Source organism: Campylobacter sp. CN_NE2 (genome assembly GCF_027797465.1).
Taxonomy (GTDB): domain Bacteria; phylum Campylobacterota; class Campylobacteria; order Campylobacterales; family Campylobacteraceae; genus Campylobacter_B.
The window spans coordinates 506399-523165 of the sequence record NZ_CP115608.1 but is presented as its reverse complement, the minus strand read 5'-3'; the positions used below and the strand labels follow the sequence as shown (position 1 = coordinate 523165).

General features: G+C 36.9%; 17 protein-coding genes and 1 tRNA gene. 6 read left to right on the top strand and 12 right to left on the bottom strand.

Translation table 11 applies throughout. The features are described 5' to 3' along the window. Positions 1-27: 27 nt before the first annotated feature. Positions 28-104 (bottom strand) — tRNA-Arg (locus PF028_RS02530). A 168-nt stretch (positions 105-272) separates the two neighbouring features. On the opposite strand from PF028_RS02530, the gene PF028_RS02525 reads away from it, so the two are divergent. The 5 genes from PF028_RS02525 to murG all read left to right on the top strand — a co-directional run bounded on the left by PF028_RS02525 (position 273) and on the right by murG (position 4997). Further along, positions 273-1715 (top strand): acetyl-CoA carboxylase subunit A, encoded by a 1443-nt coding sequence (locus tag PF028_RS02525; protein ID WP_270861174.1) that lies wholly within the window; start codon positions 273-275, stop codon positions 1713-1715. A gap of 1 nt (position 1716) precedes the next feature. Further along, positions 1717-1953 (top strand): hypothetical protein, encoded by a 237-nt coding sequence (locus tag PF028_RS02520; RefSeq protein ID WP_270861173.1) that lies wholly within the window; start codon positions 1717-1719, stop codon positions 1951-1953. After that, entirely contained in the window at positions 1953-2678 is a 726-nt protein-coding gene (locus tag PF028_RS02515) for an arginyltransferase (protein WP_270861172.1), read from the top strand. Before PF028_RS02520 ends, PF028_RS02515 begins: the two co-directional genes overlap by 1 nt. 127 nt (positions 2679-2805) lie before the next feature. Further along, positions 2806-3975, top strand: a complete 1170-nt coding sequence (locus PF028_RS02510) for an FtsW/RodA/SpoVE family cell cycle protein (protein WP_270861171.1) — start codon at positions 2806-2808, stop codon at positions 3973-3975. Between the two features lie 11 nt (positions 3976-3986). Beyond that, complete coding sequence (gene murG / locus PF028_RS02505; RefSeq protein WP_270861170.1) at positions 3987-4997, top strand: undecaprenyldiphospho-muramoylpentapeptide beta-N-acetylglucosaminyltransferase; 1011 nt, start codon at positions 3987-3989, stop codon at positions 4995-4997. A gap of 25 nt (positions 4998-5022) precedes the next feature. On the opposite strand, the gene PF028_RS02500 is transcribed toward murG, so the two are convergent. The 3 genes from PF028_RS02500 to PF028_RS02490 form a co-directional block, all read right to left on the bottom strand. Beyond that, entirely contained in the window at positions 5023-5622 is a 600-nt protein-coding gene (locus PF028_RS02500) for a DedA family protein (protein ID WP_270861169.1), read from the bottom strand. 75 nt (positions 5623-5697) lie between these two features. Next, entirely contained in the window at positions 5698-6573 is an 876-nt protein-coding gene (locus PF028_RS02495; RefSeq protein ID WP_270861168.1) for a peptidylprolyl isomerase, read from the bottom strand. Between the two features lie 152 nt (positions 6574-6725). Then, complete coding sequence (locus tag PF028_RS02490; RefSeq protein WP_270861167.1) at positions 6726-7502, bottom strand: MetQ/NlpA family ABC transporter substrate-binding protein; 777 nt, start codon at positions 7500-7502, stop codon at positions 6726-6728. A 218-nt stretch (positions 7503-7720) separates the two neighbouring features. On the opposite strand from PF028_RS02490, the gene PF028_RS02485 reads away from it, so the two are divergent. Continuing rightward, positions 7721-8365, top strand: coding sequence for a ferritin family protein (locus PF028_RS02485; protein ID WP_270861166.1), 645 nt, complete (start codon positions 7721-7723; stop codon positions 8363-8365). Between the two features lie 65 nt (positions 8366-8430). Here the strand turns inward: PF028_RS02485 and PF028_RS02480 are convergent, their stop codons facing one another. From PF028_RS02480 to PF028_RS02445, 8 genes are all read right to left on the bottom strand, one after another. Next, positions 8431-9195 (bottom strand): methionine ABC transporter permease, encoded by a 765-nt coding sequence (locus tag PF028_RS02480; RefSeq protein ID WP_270861165.1) that lies wholly within the window; start codon positions 9193-9195, stop codon positions 8431-8433. Then, positions 9192-10157: a methionine ABC transporter ATP-binding protein gene (locus PF028_RS02475; RefSeq protein ID WP_270861164.1), complete on the bottom strand. Its 966-nt coding sequence runs from the start codon at positions 10155-10157 to the stop codon at positions 9192-9194. The genes PF028_RS02480 and PF028_RS02475 overlap by 4 nt, the downstream gene beginning before the upstream one ends. Positions 10158-10240: 83 nt before the next feature. Further along, on the bottom strand, positions 10241-10978 hold the full coding sequence (locus PF028_RS02470; protein ID WP_270861163.1) for a hypothetical protein: 738 nt from the start codon (positions 10976-10978) through the stop codon (positions 10241-10243). Between the two features lie 66 nt (positions 10979-11044). Further along, entirely contained in the window at positions 11045-12028 is a 984-nt protein-coding gene (locus PF028_RS02465) for a diaminopimelate dehydrogenase (RefSeq protein ID WP_270861162.1), read from the bottom strand. A 115-nt stretch (positions 12029-12143) separates the two neighbouring features. Then, positions 12144-12512: a DMT family protein gene (locus PF028_RS02460; RefSeq protein ID WP_270859445.1), complete on the bottom strand. Its 369-nt coding sequence runs from the start codon at positions 12510-12512 to the stop codon at positions 12144-12146. Next, positions 12509-13057, bottom strand: a complete 549-nt coding sequence (locus PF028_RS02455; protein ID WP_270861161.1) for a DUF3226 domain-containing protein — start codon at positions 13055-13057, stop codon at positions 12509-12511. The genes PF028_RS02460 and PF028_RS02455 overlap by 4 nt, the downstream gene beginning before the upstream one ends. Next, the gene (locus PF028_RS02450) at positions 13057-14043 is read right to left on the bottom strand and encodes an AAA family ATPase (protein ID WP_270861160.1); all 987 of its coding nucleotides are present in this window, start codon (positions 14041-14043) and stop codon (positions 13057-13059) included. Before PF028_RS02450 ends, PF028_RS02455 begins: the two co-directional genes overlap by 1 nt. Positions 14044-14056: 13 nt before the next feature. Continuing rightward, positions 14057-16678: a valine--tRNA ligase gene (locus PF028_RS02445; protein ID WP_270861159.1), complete on the bottom strand. Its 2622-nt coding sequence runs from the start codon at positions 16676-16678 to the stop codon at positions 14057-14059. Positions 16679-16767: the final 89 nt, after the last annotated feature.

The window sequence follows — 16767 nt, the reverse complement described above, 5'->3', positions numbered from 1 at the left end:
TGATTTGCCTTTGAAATATGGGGAAAATGGTGCGCCCGAAGGAATTCGAATCCCTGACCTTTTGAACCGCAATCAAATGCTCTATCCAGCTGAGCTACGAGCGCACGATATAAAAGAAACAAAAATTATACAAAATAACAGCTTAAATTTAGCAAAAATAGAGCAAATTTAAAAATTTTTATTTAAATTCAAGCTCAAATTTCTTTACAAATTTAAACTTTTCATAACCGAAAATATAATAGTATATAAAAATTTTTTTCAAAAGGTCATTTATGATACACAAAATTCTTATCGCAAATCGCGGTGAAATCGCCGTTAGGATTATCAGGGCGTGTAGGGACTTACACTTAAAAAGTGTGGCAATTTATACAAAGCCTGATGCGGATTGTTTGCATACAAAAATTGCTAGTGAAGCTTACGAAGTAGGCGATGAGCCGTTAAAAGGCTATTTGGACGCTCAAAAAATCATCGAAGTAGCAAAAGCGTGTGGCGCGGACGCTATCCACCCGGGATATGGTTTTTTGAGCGAAAACTACGAATTTGCAAAAGCCGTTGAAGAGGCAAATTTGATTTTCATCGGTCCAAAACCGGATGTCATCCGCAAAATGGGAAATAAAAATATCGCTCGTTATCTAATGCGTAAAAACGGAATTCCTGTTGTTCCGGGGACTGAGAAATTAAACAACGAAACAATGGATACTATTAAAGATTATGCACAAAAAATCGGTTATCCTGTTATTTTAAAGGCTAGTGGCGGCGGCGGCGGTAGAGGAATCCGCGAAGTTTGGAAGGAAGAAGATTTAGAAAGTGCCTATGAATCTTGCAAAAGAGAAGCTCTAACTTTTTTTAATAACGACGAAGTTTTTATGGAAAAACTAGTCGTCAATCCGCGCCATATCGAATTTCAAATCATGGGCGATAATTACGGAAATATTATCCACCTTTGCGAAAGAGATTGTTCTATCCAAAGAAGACACCAAAAAATCATCGAAATAGCTCCTTGCCCGTCAATCAGCGAAAATTTACGAAAAATTATGGGTGTAGTTGCGATTTCTGCGGCAAAAGCTGTGGATTATACAAATGTCGGAACGGTTGAGTTTTTGCTTGATGATTACAATAACTTTTATTTTATGGAGATGAATACAAGAATTCAAGTCGAGCACGGCATCACAGAAGAAATCACAGGTGTGGATTTGGTTGTTCGCCAAATTCGCATTGCAAGCGGAGAAATCTTAGAACTTGAACAAAGCGACATTAAACCACGCGGTTTTGCTATCGAAGCGAGAATTACCGCTGAAAATGTTTGGAAAGGTTTTGTTCCGGCACCCGGCACTATAACAGGATATTATCCTGCTTTGGGCCCTTCTGTGCGTGTTGATAGCCATATTTACAAAGATTACAAAATTCCGCCGTTTTTTGATTCGCTTGTAGCAAAACTTATGATAAAAGCGACTGATTATGATTTGGTTGTAAATAAACTTGAAAGGGCGTTAAAAGAGTTTAAAATCGAAGGCGTTAGAACGATTATTCCGTTTTTACTTGCTATTAGCCAAAGCAGGGAATTTAGACGCGGATTTTATGATACAAGCTTTGTTGAGACACACATGCAAAGTATTTTAGATAACACAGACGACCCTATGGAGCCAAAACGCAACAACGAAGTTATCGCGGCTACTGCGGCTGCTTTAAAAGATTTGGAAATGCAAGGCGAATAAAATGGATTTTTTAGATAGCTTAAAAGACATAAAAAAAGATATGTTAAAAGAGCAAAAAGCTTCGGTCGCGCCAAAGCCAAAGCCAAAAAAACCAAATCCAAATCGCGACGAATTTAAAGATATTTTCAAAGATGATTTGGAAGCGGATTTTTCAAATGAGAGCGTAAATGGGCGAGAAAATCGCCTAAAAGACGAATTTGAAGAATTTATCAAACACGCAGGTGTTAAGAAAATTTAATGAAAATCATACCTTTTTCGACACTTGATAGCCCCTGTCCGTATCTTTCGGACAGGGCTAGTAGAACCGAATATCACTACATTATAAATTGCGATTTTGCACACAATTCAAATTTAGTTAAACACGGATTTAGGCGATTTGGCAGATATTTTCAAAAGCCTGTTTGTTTTAGCTGTGATGAGTGTAAAAGTGTTCGAATAGATACATTTAACTTTAAATTTAGCAAGTCTTATCGGCGAATTTATCGCAAAAACGAAAAAACAAAAATTTTATATTCTCGTCCGATTTTAGATGACGAACATATCGAGCTTTTTAACAAATATCATGATTTTATGACGGCAAAAAAAGGTTGGCGAGAACATAATATAGATCCGCAAAGGTATTATGAAATTTATGTTGAAGGTTTTGGCGAATTTGGCAAAGAGCTTTCATATTATGATGAAAACGGGCGGCTTATTTGCGTTGATTTGATCGATGTTGTCGATGACGGGTTGAGCGCTATTTATTGTTACTGGGACCCTGATTTTGCAAATTTAAGTCTAGGCAAATTTTCTCTTTTAAAGCAGATAGAATTTGCAAAAAATGCCGGTTTGCGCTGGATTTATCTAGGTTTTTTGGTAAAAGATTGCCCGAGCCTAAACTACAAAGACGAATATAAGCCATATCAAACACTTTTGGATTACTGCGAAGTAGAAATTCCTGCAAAATGGGAGTTTTTAGAATAATAGTGTAAAAAAAATTAAAAATTCACAATATAAGCTTTTTTTGTTTCAAATTCGAAATTTGTAAATATTTATAAGTTTTAAAGCCAAATTTATGTAAAATCCGTAATTTTTAAAAGGGATTAGCAAGTTGAAAACCGACAAATTGCTTTTTTATTTTACAAGCGCACTTATCGCTATTGGCGTAGTTTTTTCGCTATCTCTTAGCGCATATACAGTGCTTTTATTTAACTATACAAATCACTTACACTTTTTTATTATGCAGTTTTGTGTCGGTATGTTTTGCATTCTTCTTATGTGGTCGATTTCAAGACTTAATCCTAATAAATTCCTAACTCCAATCGGCATAAGTCTTTTTTTGCTTATGTTTTTTACCATGTTTTTTATGAATTTTTTGCCCCCGTCGATGGTAACGGAAGTAAATGGCGCGGCTCGTTGGATACGATTGCCCGGTTTTTCTATCGCGCCGGTTGAGTTTTTCAAAGTCGGATTTATATATTTTCTAGCATGGAGTTTTAATAGAAAACTTGATTATTCTAAAAAATCTATCGCCACAGAAATTGCCATACTTTTTCCGTATTTGGTGCTTTTTGGTATTATTGTGATTTTAATCGGCGTTTATCAAAACGATTTAGGACAAGTCGTCGTGCTTTCTTTGGTGCTACTACTAATGTCTATGTTTGCCGGAACCAGTTTTAGGCTCATCGGTCTTAGTGCGCTTGGGATTATTTTTGCTGCATGGGTTTTTATCATAACTAGCGCTCATAGAATCGATCGTGTCAAATCATGGTGGGGCGGAGTGCAAGATTTTGCGTTATCGCTACCTTTTATAAGTCCGGAAGCCGCCGCAAAACTGCGGGTAGAAGATGCCGTTACGCCGTATCAAGTAGGACACTCATTAAATGCCATAAATAACGGAGAAATGCTTGGTAGGGGGCTTGGGTTTGGAAGTTTTAAACTAGGATTTTTAAGTGAAGTTCATACCGATTTTGTCTTAGCAGGAATCGCCGAAGAAATCGGATTTGTAGGAATTTTATTGATTACGCTTTTGTTTTATGCGGTTTTATTTAGAATTTTTCAAATCGCTTCAAAATCCGAAAATAAGGTAAATTATCTGTTTTGTTTAGGAATCGGATTTATGTTTTTGTTTTCATTTATTATGAATGCATACGGCATTACTTCGATTTCGCCAGTAAAGGGCATTGCAGTGCCGTTTTTAAGCTATGGCGGAAGTCATCTACTAGCAGCTTCATTTGCCGTTGGATTAGTTTTAATGGCGTCAAAAAGAGCTAAATTTTAAAGGAATTTAATATGATAGCAATCACAGGTGGCGGAACAGGCGGTCATTTAAGTATAGCAAGAGCTTTGGGAGCTGAGCTTAAAAATAGAGGAATTAAAGTAATTTTCATTGGTTCAACTCACGGTCAAGATAGAGCGTGGTTTGAAAATAGCGATTTGTTTGAAAAAGCATATTTTTTGCAAAGCTCCGGCGTGGTAAATAAAAAAGGTCTTGCAAAGCTAAATTCCCTTTTAAATATTTTTAAACTTGCATTTTTATCTCTTAAAATTTTTAAAACTCACGGCGTTGCAAAGGTTATAAGTGTGGGCGGTTACAGCTCGGCACCTGCGTCATTTGGTGCGATTTTGGGTAGAAAAGAGCTTTTTATCCACGAACAAAACGCACTTACCGGAAAACTAAATAAACTTTTAAAACCTTTTGCGAAAAAATTTTATAGCTCGTATGAAAAGCCAAAATTTGATTATCCCGTAAATTCGATATTTTTTGATACTGCTAGGGTGCGAGAAAGCGTGAGTACGATTATATTTTTAGGCGGTTCGCAAGGAGCTAGTTTTATAAATTCACTTGCTACCAAACTTGCGCCAAAGCTTGTAAATTTAGGATATGAGATAATTCATCAGTGTGGCGAAAAAGAATTTGAAAAAATTTCGCAAATTTACAAAGAGCAAAATTTAAGCGATAAAATCACGCTTGTGGGTTTTTGCACAAATTTACACGAACTTGTTGCAAAGGCGGATCTATGCGTAGGCAGAAGTGGCGCTAGCACACTTTGGGAGCTATGTGCAAATGGGATTCCTGCGATATTTATACCATTTCCTTACGCAGCAGGAGATCATCAGTTTTATAATGCTAAATTTTTGCAAGAGCAAGGTTTGTGTGCTATCGTTCGCCAAAACGAAGCAGATGAAGAAAAAATTCTGAATTTAATCCAAAATTACGCCGTTAAACAAATAAGCGAAAATTTACGCCATACTATCGATAAAAACGGCGCAAAAACCATAATCGACGATGTTTTGAAATGATTAGCCAAAAAATGATGATAAAAATCTATTTGCTTCTTTTTACAAAAAACAGATAAATCGCCGAACTTAGGACGATAAAGATAAATAATAAAATCGTGATTAAATGTAGTTTTTCTTTTATCAAATTTTCATTTTCGCCGATAAAATAGCCAAGAGCGAGTAAAATCGCTACCCAAATTCCAGCACCCAAGCCGGTAAAAATAGAAAATCTAAAAATATTCATTTTTGCTAAACCTGCCGGTAGGCTTATATACTGGCGAATTCCAGGGATCAAACGGCAGTTAAATGTCGAAATCTCGCCGTGGCGATTAAAAAAATCTTCAAATTTAGCAAATTTTTCATCCGTTATGCCAATAAATTTGCCGTATTTTTCTACTAAATTTCGACCGAAAAAATAGCATAAATAGTAGTTAAATATCGCTCCTGCTAGACTTCCGCCCACTCCACATAAAAATGCCGCCGATAAATTCATTTCGCCTTTACTGGCTAAATAACCAGCCGGAATCATCGCTACTTCGCTAGGAAACGGGAAAAAGCTACTTTCTAAAAACATCATGCAAAAAATTCCGATATATCCCCATGAGCTGACGGTTGAAACGATAAATTCGATAATTTGTGAGAGCAAATTTGACCTTTTTCTGTGAATTTAAAAAGGCGAATTTAACACAAAAATAGCATTAAATTCGCAAGATTTTAAAAATTATTTTTTAGCAGGAGCTGCTTTTTCATCAGCCTTTGGCGCAGGTAAAGGCATTTTGTATTCAACTTTTGCTTTTTCAAATAAATCATCGGCTTTTTTATCCAATGTTTCTTTGAATTTTTGACCTTTTAAACCTTCTTTAATGCGCTCTTTGAGTCCGTCAAAAGGCATTTTTTCGGCTTTTTTGCTTCCTTGTTTATAGATTACATGGTAGCCAAATTGCGTTTTTACAGGCTCTTTTGAGATTTCGCCGTCTTTTAGAGCAAATGCAGCATCTTCAAATTCTTGCACAAAGATACCTTTGCGAACAGAGCCTAAATCTCCGCCATTTTCTTTGGCACTTGGATCTATCGATTTTTCTGTTGCAAGTTTTTTAAATTCATCTTTTAAGCTCTCTTTTTTAGCTTTTGCTAAACTTGCGATTAACTCTTTTGCGACTTTTTCATCTTCAACCAAAATATGGCTAACGCTTACTTCTTCCGGATTTGTGAAAATATCGCCGTTTTCGTCATAATATTTTTTGGCTTCTTCATCGCTTACGCTAACTTTTTTGAATTCATTTTCTTGCCACATATTAAAGATAATACCTTCTTTTGCTAGTTCGATTTGTTTTTTAAATTCAGCGCTATCTTCGATACCGCTTGCTTTTGCTTCTTTCATCAATAATTTATATTTAATATAGCTATCAACTATATTTTTTTTGTCTTCATCTGTGATTTTGCTGGGTTCTGCGCCCATTGCGTGCATACTTTGTGCTTCTACAAGCGGAGCTATATCTTCATCGCTTACACTTATATCGCCTGCGGTTGCTAAAACTGCGGCATTTAGGCTCATTGCAACAGCCAAACTAAGAGTTGTGAAAAGAAATTTTTTCATTGTTATTCCTTAAATAAAAAATTCACGCTATTATAGAAAAATAGTTTAAATGATAATGCAATGCGAAGCGAAAATTTGGATTTTTTGTTAAATTTTGTATGAAAATTTGATAAATTTGCCCGAATTTTACGGGCAAATTTAGGTTTATAAATTTAAAAAGCAGAGATAACTGCGCCTTTGTATTGTTCGGCGATGAAATCTTTTACTTTTTGGCTTTGTAAGGCTTCATTTAGAGCTTTGATTTTTGGAGCGTTTTCGTTACCTTCTTTAACTGCAACGATATTTGTGTAAGGGTTACCTTCTGCGCTTTCTAACACCAAAGAGTCTTTAACAGGATTTAAATCTGCGTTAAAAGCGAAGTTTGAGTTGATAACTGCGATTTCGACATCATCAAGCGTTCTAGGAAGCGCAGGGCTTTCAAGCTCGATAATTTGCAAATTTTTTGGATTTTTTGTTATGTCGATTGGAGTGCGAAGCGCTACGCTCGTATCTACTTCAATAAGACCTGCGCTAACTAGCAAATCCAAAGCTCTGCTTTCGTTTGTCGGGTCATTTGGCACTGCGACTTTTGCGCCGTCGCTTAGTTCGTTAATAGCTTTGATTTTTTTGCTATAAACTCCCATTGGCTCTAAATGAACGCCGATAGTTTTAACTACTTTTGTGCCGTTATTTGCGTTAAATTCGTCTAAATACGGCTCGTGTTGGAAGTAGTTTGCGTCCAAATCACCACTATCTGTGGCTTTATTTGGCGTAACATAGTCGTTGAAAACCTTGATTTCAAGATCAAAACCTTTTGCTTTTAGATCGTCTTTTACAACCTCTAAAATTTCAGCGTGTGGAATCGGGGTAGCACCGACAACTAAACTCTCAGCCAAAGCTGAACTTACTAGGCTTGCACCAAGCAATGCTGTTAGAATTAATTTTCTCATTTTTTATCCTTTATTTAAAAAATTTCGTTATTATACAAAAAGCAAAAGTAAATGTCAAGTCTTTTTATAATATTTTTTATAATATTTTATAAAAATCCCTAAAATATGGATTTATAAAAATATATTATTTTACTATTTTTATATATAAAATATTTCTAAGCACAATTTAAATCGCTTTGAGTTATCATAAATTTCAAATTTTTGATAAAGGAGAGAGTATGAGACAATATGAAACATACAAATGCGACAAATGCGGCTGCGAAGTCGAAGTGCAAAAAGTAGGTGGTGGCACACTTTCGTGCTGTGGCGAGCCGATGAAATGTATCACAGAAGATCTAACGCAAGTAAATTTAATGAAAGCGTTTGCCGGCGAATCACAAGCTAGAAACAAATACGATCTTTACGGAGATTTAGCCAAAGAAGCAGGTTTTCACGCTATCGCAAGGCATTTTTACGAAGCAGCCGAAAATGAAAAATGGCACGCAAGAGCCGAGCTAAAAGCTCACCACGCAGCAGCAGGGATTCCGCTAGATAAAATGGATAAAAACCTAATCGACGCCGCAGCCGGAGAGAGATACGAGCATGAAAGCATGTATCCTGCGTTTGCTCAAATCGCGACAGAAGAAGGCAAAAAAGAAGTCGCAAGGCTGTTTAATGCTATCGGCAAGGTTGAAGTCGAACACGAACGCGAATACAACGAACTTCAAAAAATCTTGCTTGAAGAAGGATTTTTTGAAAGTTTTGATGAAGAAGTTTGGGTTTGCGAAATTTGTGGCCATGTGCATCGTGGCAAAAAGGCTCCGGGTGCCTGTCCTTTATGCAAAGCTCCAAAAGAGTATTTCAAAAAACAAAGATTAGTTTGATTTAGAAAATTTCGTATCACTTTTGGGTGATACGAAATTTAAAATTTGGCTAAAAAATTTAGATTTTATTTTTTCGTAACCTTATATAGCAAATCCCCAAAACTCTGAATAATCTGCACGATAACGATGAGAATAACAACCGTATAAGTCATAATATCAGGGCGAAAGCGTTGAAAACCAAAGCGAATAGCCACATCGCCTAAACCGCCGCCGCCCACAGTCCCAGCCATAGCTGTAAAGCCGATGATGACGATCAAAGTTAGCGTTATGGCGTTTATAATCGACGGCAAGGCTTCTACAAACATTACGCGAAATATGATTTGGGCTTTGCTGGCTCCAAAACTCTTCGCAGCTTCGATGATGTCGCTACTTACTTCAAGCAGAGCATTTTCGATAAGTCGTGCGATAAACGGAGCCGAGCCGATTGTCAGTGGCACGATGGCTGCTGTTGTGCCGATACTCGTGCCGATAAGAAATTTGGTAAATGGAAAAAGCACAACAATAAGTATCAAAAACGGAAAGCTTCTAAGCGTATTTACGACGACATCAAGCGTGCTATAAATGGCTTTGTTTGGCATAAGTCCGTCTTTGCGAGTCAAAATCAGCAAAATGGCAAGTGCTGAACCAATAATAAAAGCCAAAAGCGTAGAAGTAAAAGTCATATAAAGCGTGTCGATGACTGATTTTTGGAGTTCTGCATAAATTTTATCGTTAAATTTATAGCCTTTTAATCCCCAAAATTTTTCACTCCCAAAAAGCACCAAAAATGTAATAAATAGTGTTAAAGCAGTTTTAAAACCAAATTTCAAAAATAAATTTTTCTCGCTCATTTTCTCTCCACAATCTCGTAAATCACGCCTTTTTCGGCTACAAATTTTTCCACAGCTTCAAGCTGACTTGGAAGCACATTTATCACTAGGCTTCCCACGACGCTTTTATCAAGGCGCTCTAACTTACCCCAAACTATGTTGAAATTTATGCCAAGCTCGTGCGCCATGTGCGTAATAATGCTATCAAACGCCACACTCGGCGGAAAGAAAAGCTTAACATTTATATTATTTTGTGGCAAAATTTCTTCTTCGCCTAAAAATTCCTTCATGTTTTCATCAGGGTGCAAAAACAGCTCCACGATGTCGCCACTGCCCACGACAACGCCGTCTTTAAGCAAAATCGCACGATTTGCAATGCTTTTGACGACCTCCATTTCATGCGTAACAAGAACAATGGTAATGCCAAGCGTTTTGTTGATTTCTTTTAACAAATGCAAAATCTGCGTTGTGGTGTTTGGATCGAGCGCAGAAGTGGCTTCGTCGCTAAGTAGGATTTGCGGTTTTAACGCCAACGCCCTTGCGATCGCCACTCTTTGCTTTTGACCGCCTGAAAGTTCGCTTGGGTAGGCGTTTGCCTTATCTTTAAGACCGACTAGAACGAGTAGTTCGCCGACACGCTCTTTTATGTGATTTTCATCAAATTTCCAAAATCTAAGCGGTGTAGCGACATTTTCAAAGACGCTCTTTCGGCTCATCAGCGCAAAATGCTGGAAAATCATACCGATATTTTTGCGAAATTCACGGATTTCATCGCCTTTTAGGTTTGCGACTTCCTTACCTGCGACTTTGACACTTCCTGCTTGGTAATCTTCTAGCCCATTTATACAGCGAAGCAGGGTGCTTTTACCTGCGCCACTATGCCCCACAATAGCGAAAATTTCGCCTTTTTTAATATCGGCTGAAACACCTTTTATAATCTCGTTATCGCCAAAACTTTTATGCAAATTTTCGATTTTTATCACTAAATTTTCCTTTTAAATTTTCAATCCGATGGATTTTAACCAAATTTGCATAAATAGTGAATAAAAGCAAATTTATAGTGAATTTAGTTATTAGGTTGAAAATTGAATTTTCTAAATTTTATTTTTTTACTAAAAACTGAAAGAGTTCGTGGAATTTCATCTATATCCATATCGAGCCTTTCTATAAAATATTCTTTTAAATTTTGATATTCGTCTTTTGTGGTTATTAGAATATTAATCATGCGCAAATCGCTAGTTTCGCCGTATAGAACAAGCTGGTCATAAATGCCAAAAAATCCTGCACTTCCATTATGTAAATGCATAAAAAATTTTGTTCCAAAAAGATTTATCGCCACCACCACAAGCAGAGCCAATCCATCGTGAAATTTACCCATCATACATATTCCGCTAAACCAAAACAATAAAAATAAAATCATCGGCAAAGTTATCTTTTGGTGCTGTCCCCAACGATAATCAAAGCTTATAGCCATTGCACCAATTTGATTTAAATTTAAAGATTTATAAATTATATTCTCTTTGTAATATTCAACAACCGAATTTTTTAGCACAAAATACACATTATTTTGATGCCCCATACGAATAAAAAATATTATCAAAACAAAAGGTAATAATCTAAAATTTTCAACCTTAAATGATGGACTTGAAACCATAACTGCGACAAAAAATACAACACTGATAATCGCCGATATGATAGAATATTTCATATAATCGTAAAATGTATAATCCTTGATGATTATCGGCTCTTTGTCATAATCCCTTAAATTCGTAATTTTCAAATTCTCTTTGTCGTTTAAATTCACAATTTCTACTCAAAAATTCTTTTTAAATCTCGCCGTGCAAATTACAAATTCGCACGGCAATAAATTTTACAAAATCTCTTTTCTGAGCTGCTCAGGGGTTTTTGGCGAGATTAGCGCAGGTGCGATGTCAAAAATGCTAAATGCACCGCTTTTGCCCTCTTTATGCAGTCGGTGCGCCGCTCTTGCATACGCCACTAGCACGCTAGCTGTGAATTCAGGGTTTGAATCAAGTTTTAGGCTAAATTCGATTAGGTGTTTTGTCTCGCCGTGCTCTCCTGTGCTACCGCTTCTTAGCACGAAGCCACCATGCGGGATTCCGCCGTGTTCGCGTTTTAGTGTTTCAAGGTCGATAAAATGCACGGTCGTATCGTAATCAGCGAAATAATTTGGCATTGTTTTGATTTCGTTTTCGATTTTCGCCTTGTCTGCGCCGTCTTCTACTACCACGAAACACTCACGCAAATGCTTTTCACGGGTGCTTAAATTTGGATTTTCTCCGGCTCTGACACTTGCTAACGCGCTTTCTATCGGCACTGTGTATTGTCTAGCATCGACTACACCTTTGATTCGGCGGATAGCGTCAGAATGCCCTTGGCTCACGCCTTTGCCCCAAAATGTGTAGCTCTCGCCGCTTTCTAGCACGCTTTCGCCCACAAGGCGGTTTAGCGAAAATAGACCCGGATCCCAGCCAATAGCGATAATGCCGACATTTCCGCCGCCTTTGGCTGCGTTATCTACATTTGCGAAGTGTTCAGGGATTTTGGCGTGTGTATCGAAACTATCGACAACGCAGAAGTTTTTGGCAAACTCTGGCGTTTGAGTTGGCAAATCAGTCGCCGAGCCACCGCAAAGCACCAAAACATCGAATTTTCCCTTGAAATTTAAGATTTCATTCACACTATAAACACTCGCGCCGCAGGTTTTCACGCTAGCTGGCTCACGGCGAGAAAAAACGCCAAAAACTTCCATATCGCTTGTGTTTCGCACGGCTAGTTCGACGCCACGACCTAAATTTCCATAACCTAAAATTCCTACTTTGATTTTACTCATCTTTTGTCCTTTTTATTAAATTTTATTTCTGAATTTTGCCTATTTTGCGGGTTTCACGGAACCATCTCAAATCGCCAAAATCGTTTTGAAAAACCAAAAAATATCATAAAATTTCCTATTTTTTAAACATAAAATACACAGCCAAAACTAGAAAAACAAAGCTTATAATGTGGTTTATCCGAAAGGCTTCGCTTTTGAAAATCAGCAGTGCAAACACGCTAAAAACGCTAAGCGTGATGACTTCTTGCATGACTTTTAGTTGCCAAATGTCAAACGAACCGCCGTTGCCGATGTAGCCGTATTTATTGGCTGGGATCAGCAGACAATACTCGAAAAACGCCACGCACCAGCCAAATAGAATAATCCCAAAAAGCCCAAGGTTGCTAAAAAACGGGATTTTGGTAAATTTCAGGTGCGCATACCAGGCAATCGTCATCAAAACATTTGAAAAAATCAGTAAAATTATGGTGTAGTATGGTTTCATTGTGCGCCACCTAAATTTTTTTCTAAAAATTCTTTTAGTGGTTTTAAATAATCATCTTCAAAATTAAAAGCATTTCTTAGTTCGTCTAATTTAATTTTTTCGTAATTGGTTTTTAAACCACAAGCTTCTAAATACGCATAAATTTTTGATTTGTTTGATAGTTGCTGATTTATACACTTTTTGTATTTTTCAAAACACTCTATAAATTTTGTATTCGTGGCAATTTTTACATACAATGTTTCTAAATTTCCATTGTCTTTATTGTTTGGAAAAAGAAAAATTTCATATTGAGCATTTGAATTTATATTGCTTATTTGTTCTTTAATATTATCTTTGGCTGCTTCTAAATCATCATCGGCATCGAAAATAACCAAAAATTTATCTTCAATTTTTTCTATTTCATTGGTATGGATAATATTATCTTTTCCACCTTTTTTATCTTCTTCGCCTACGACTGTAATTTTGTAATTATCATTTATATTTAAATGTTCTAAATAAAATTTTATAAAAATTTTATCACTTTCGCCTTCAACAAAAATTCTCATTAAAAGCCCCTAATTTCATTATCTAAATCAAGTTCTCTAATAAATTCTTTTTGTGAATATTTTATATAATCAGTAGAACCGTCTTTTTGTTTAAAAATATTAAATACGCTTACCAAATCCCCAAATTTTCCACTATCTAATATAATATTTGCTTTTTTTAAAAATTCTAAACTATGTGTAGAAATAAAAAACTGAATATTTTCATTTTTTGCTTTATCAAATATTATATTTAAGACCATATCTAACGCAGAATAATGAAGTCCATTTTCTATCTCATCTATGATTATAGTTTTATCGCCACGCACAAGCAAAGCACAAATAGTAGCATAAAAAATAAAACCTTGACCCATTTGTTTTATATTTATTGGTTTTTGTAAAGAACGCATACGAATGTATAGATTATCTTTTTTTAATTCACACTCATAGATGTCTTTGTTTTCTTCGTCAAACATTTTAATATAATCTAAAAATTTTTCTTTTTTTTCATTGTTGTCAATAAGTTCATTGTATGCGTTTGCTAAAATTTTTGCTTGATGATTACTATATATTAAATTTGCAGTTTCTGATACATTCATTGGTTTATAAGTGCGTTGCACTTGTTGATTTGTATGAATTGTGTTACCAATAATCGGATCTTTTAGCTCATTGGTTTTAAAACTAAATGTTAAAGTTCTTAAATTTGTTTTTATGGTTACTTTATTATCTGTATTCTTACCGTAAAATAAACCTTCGAGTGCATCGTCATCATATATTTGTTGAATAATGCCATATTGTGAAATTTGCTGTTGCATAACTTTTTGTTCTCTAAATTCCAACATATTGTCAAAAGCATAATTTTTTGGTCTTTCATATAAGAGACTTAACGCCTCTAAAACACTTGTTTTACCAGTATTTGCTTTGCCGACAAATATATTTATATGAGATAAACCACTGATTTCAAGCTCTTTCATACTTTTAAAATTTTCTATTTTCAAATATTCCACCATTTTGACACTCCTTTTAATTTTTCACTCCCAAATTTGCGAGTTCCCCGCAAACTTTACTAAATTGCTCTTTTGCGTTTGCTAAGCCGTTGCGATTGGTTTCGATGACGCTAGCTGGGGCTGAGGCCATAAATTTCTCATTTCCTAGCATATTTTCTAGTTTGCTAATCTCTTTTTCAAGCTTTGTTTTTTGCGAATTCAAGCGATTTATGATAGGGTTTAAATCCACGCCTTCAAGCGCGACAAAGCTTTCTAAATTCGCACTCACATCACGCACGGCATTTGCCACAGGGGCGCTTACAAACTCAATTTCATCGCATTTGGCAAGAGTTTTGATATAATCTTTCGCCTCGCTTAAATCAAATGAGCTTAGCACAAAAGCCTTTGCGATTTTGGCATTTCCTAAATCAATCGTCGCTTTTGCACGACGAATGCTCACAATCGCTTCAATCACGCGCTCAAAAAGCTTTTCGATCCCTTCGTTTTGTGCCGAAGTTTTTGGGTATCTCATCATGGTTACGGATTCTCCGCTCTCCAACGAAGTGCCGCTAAGCTCATGGTAAAGATACTCGCTGATAAACGGCATAAATGGGCTTAAAAGCTTCAAAGCTTCTTTAAAAATCATACCAAGCTCAGGGATTGCAGCCTTGTTTGCTTTACTTAGCTCAATCCCCCAGTCGCAAAATTCGTCCCAGAAAAATTTATACAAATCAGTCGCAGCGTCGTTGAAGCGGTATGCGTCGAGATTTGCCCTGATCGAATTTACACACGCCTTAAAACGGCTTAGCATATACTCTCCAAGCTTCGTTTGAACCAAATTTTCGTCCAAATCACCGAATTTAGCCGAATTTAAAAGCAAAAATTTACTTGCGTTATAAAGCTTATTTACAAAATTTCTATAAATCAAAAGCTTATCATCGCTTAGGCGTAGGTCGCGACCCTGCACGCATAAAACGGTCAGGGTAAATCGCAAAATGTCGGCTGAATACTCATCGATTTTATCGAGCGGATCGACGATATTTTTGCTTGATTTACTCATTTTTTTGCCGTCTTTGTCCTTAACTAGGGCGTGGAGATAGACATCGTGAAATGGCAATTTGGCAGTAGCATTTTCGCATTGGAAAAACATTCTTGCAACCCAAAAGAAAAGTATGTCAAAGCCCGTAATCAGCATAGTATTTGGGTAAAACTCTTCCAAATCGCTCTCATGCCATTTTTCATCTTTTAGCGCGTCGCCGTTGCCCCAGCCAAGTGTCGAAATCGGCCACAAGCCGCTAGAAAACCAAGTATCAAGGACATCTGGGTCTTGCGTGAATTTCGAACTACCGCATTTTGGGCATTTGCTTGGGCTTTCATTTTCGTCCGCCCACTCATGTCCGCACTCGCAGTAAAACACAGGAATTCGGTGTCCCCACCAAAGCTGACGGCTAATGCACCAGTCTTTTAGCTCTCTCATCCACGCATTAAAGCTATTTATCCAGTGCGCTGGGAAAAACTCAGCCCCACCGTCATTTACCATTTTTATGGCGTTTTTAGCGATGTCTGATTTGACAAACCATTGCTTTGAGATATAGGGCTCGACGACATTTTTACAGCGGTAGCAATACCCAACTTGATTTTCGTAATCTTCGATTTTTTCGATAAAGCCTAGCTCATCAAGCTTTGCGACGATTTTATCTCTGGCTTCAAGGCGTTCAAGTCCTTTAAATTCGCCACAATATTCGTTTAAAATACCCTTTTCGTCAAAGATTGTGATAAATTCCAAATCGTGGCGATTGCCGACTTCGTAGTCGTTTTGATCATGCGCTGGGGTAACTTTTACGCAGCCTGTTCCAAATGCCATATCGACATGCTCGTCGGCGATGATTTGAATTTTGCGGTTTATTATCGGTAAATTTACGAACTTGCCGATTAGGTGTTTGAAGCGTTCGTCGTTTGGATTTACCATTACTGCGGTATCGCCGAAATATGTTTCAGGTCTAGTAGTCGCCACTACGATAAATTTATCTTTTTCGCTGTCTAAATAGTATCGCACATAATAAAGTTTGCCCTTATTTGCCTTGTGTTCGACTTCCACATCGCTAAGTGCGCCGTCGTGAGTGCACCAATTCACCATATAATTGCCTCGCACGATTAAGCCCTTTTCGTATAAATTTACAAAGGCTTTTCGCACGGCGTTTTTAAGCCCGTCGTCCATGGTAAATCTCTCTCTACTCCACGCTGGACCCACGCCAAGGCGGCGGATTTGGCGAACTATCGTGCCGCCGCTTTGCTCTTTCCATTTCCAAACATGTTTTAAAAACTCTTCCCTGCCGATTTCTTCTTTTTTTATGCCTTTGGCTAAAAGTTCGCGTTCGACGACATTTTGAGTGGCGATTCCTGCGTGATCGAGTCCTGGTTGATACAGCGCTTTGTATCCGTCCATGCGTTTATAGCGCGTCATAATGTCTTGGAGTGTGCAAGTCAGCGAGTGTCCTATGTGCAAAACGCCCGTTACATTTGGCGGGGGCATCATAATGCAAAATGTTTTGCCTTTTTCTTGGATATTTTTGTTGCCGTCGATCTCGAAATAACCGCGCTCTTCCCAAATTTTATAAAATTTTTCTTCAACTTCTTTTGGATTGTAAAAATCTGCCATGTTTTCGCCTTTTAAATTTGTGAATTCATAATAAATTCGGCGATTTTATCAAAATTTGTATAAAGAGTTGATTAAAGCTGAATTTACGG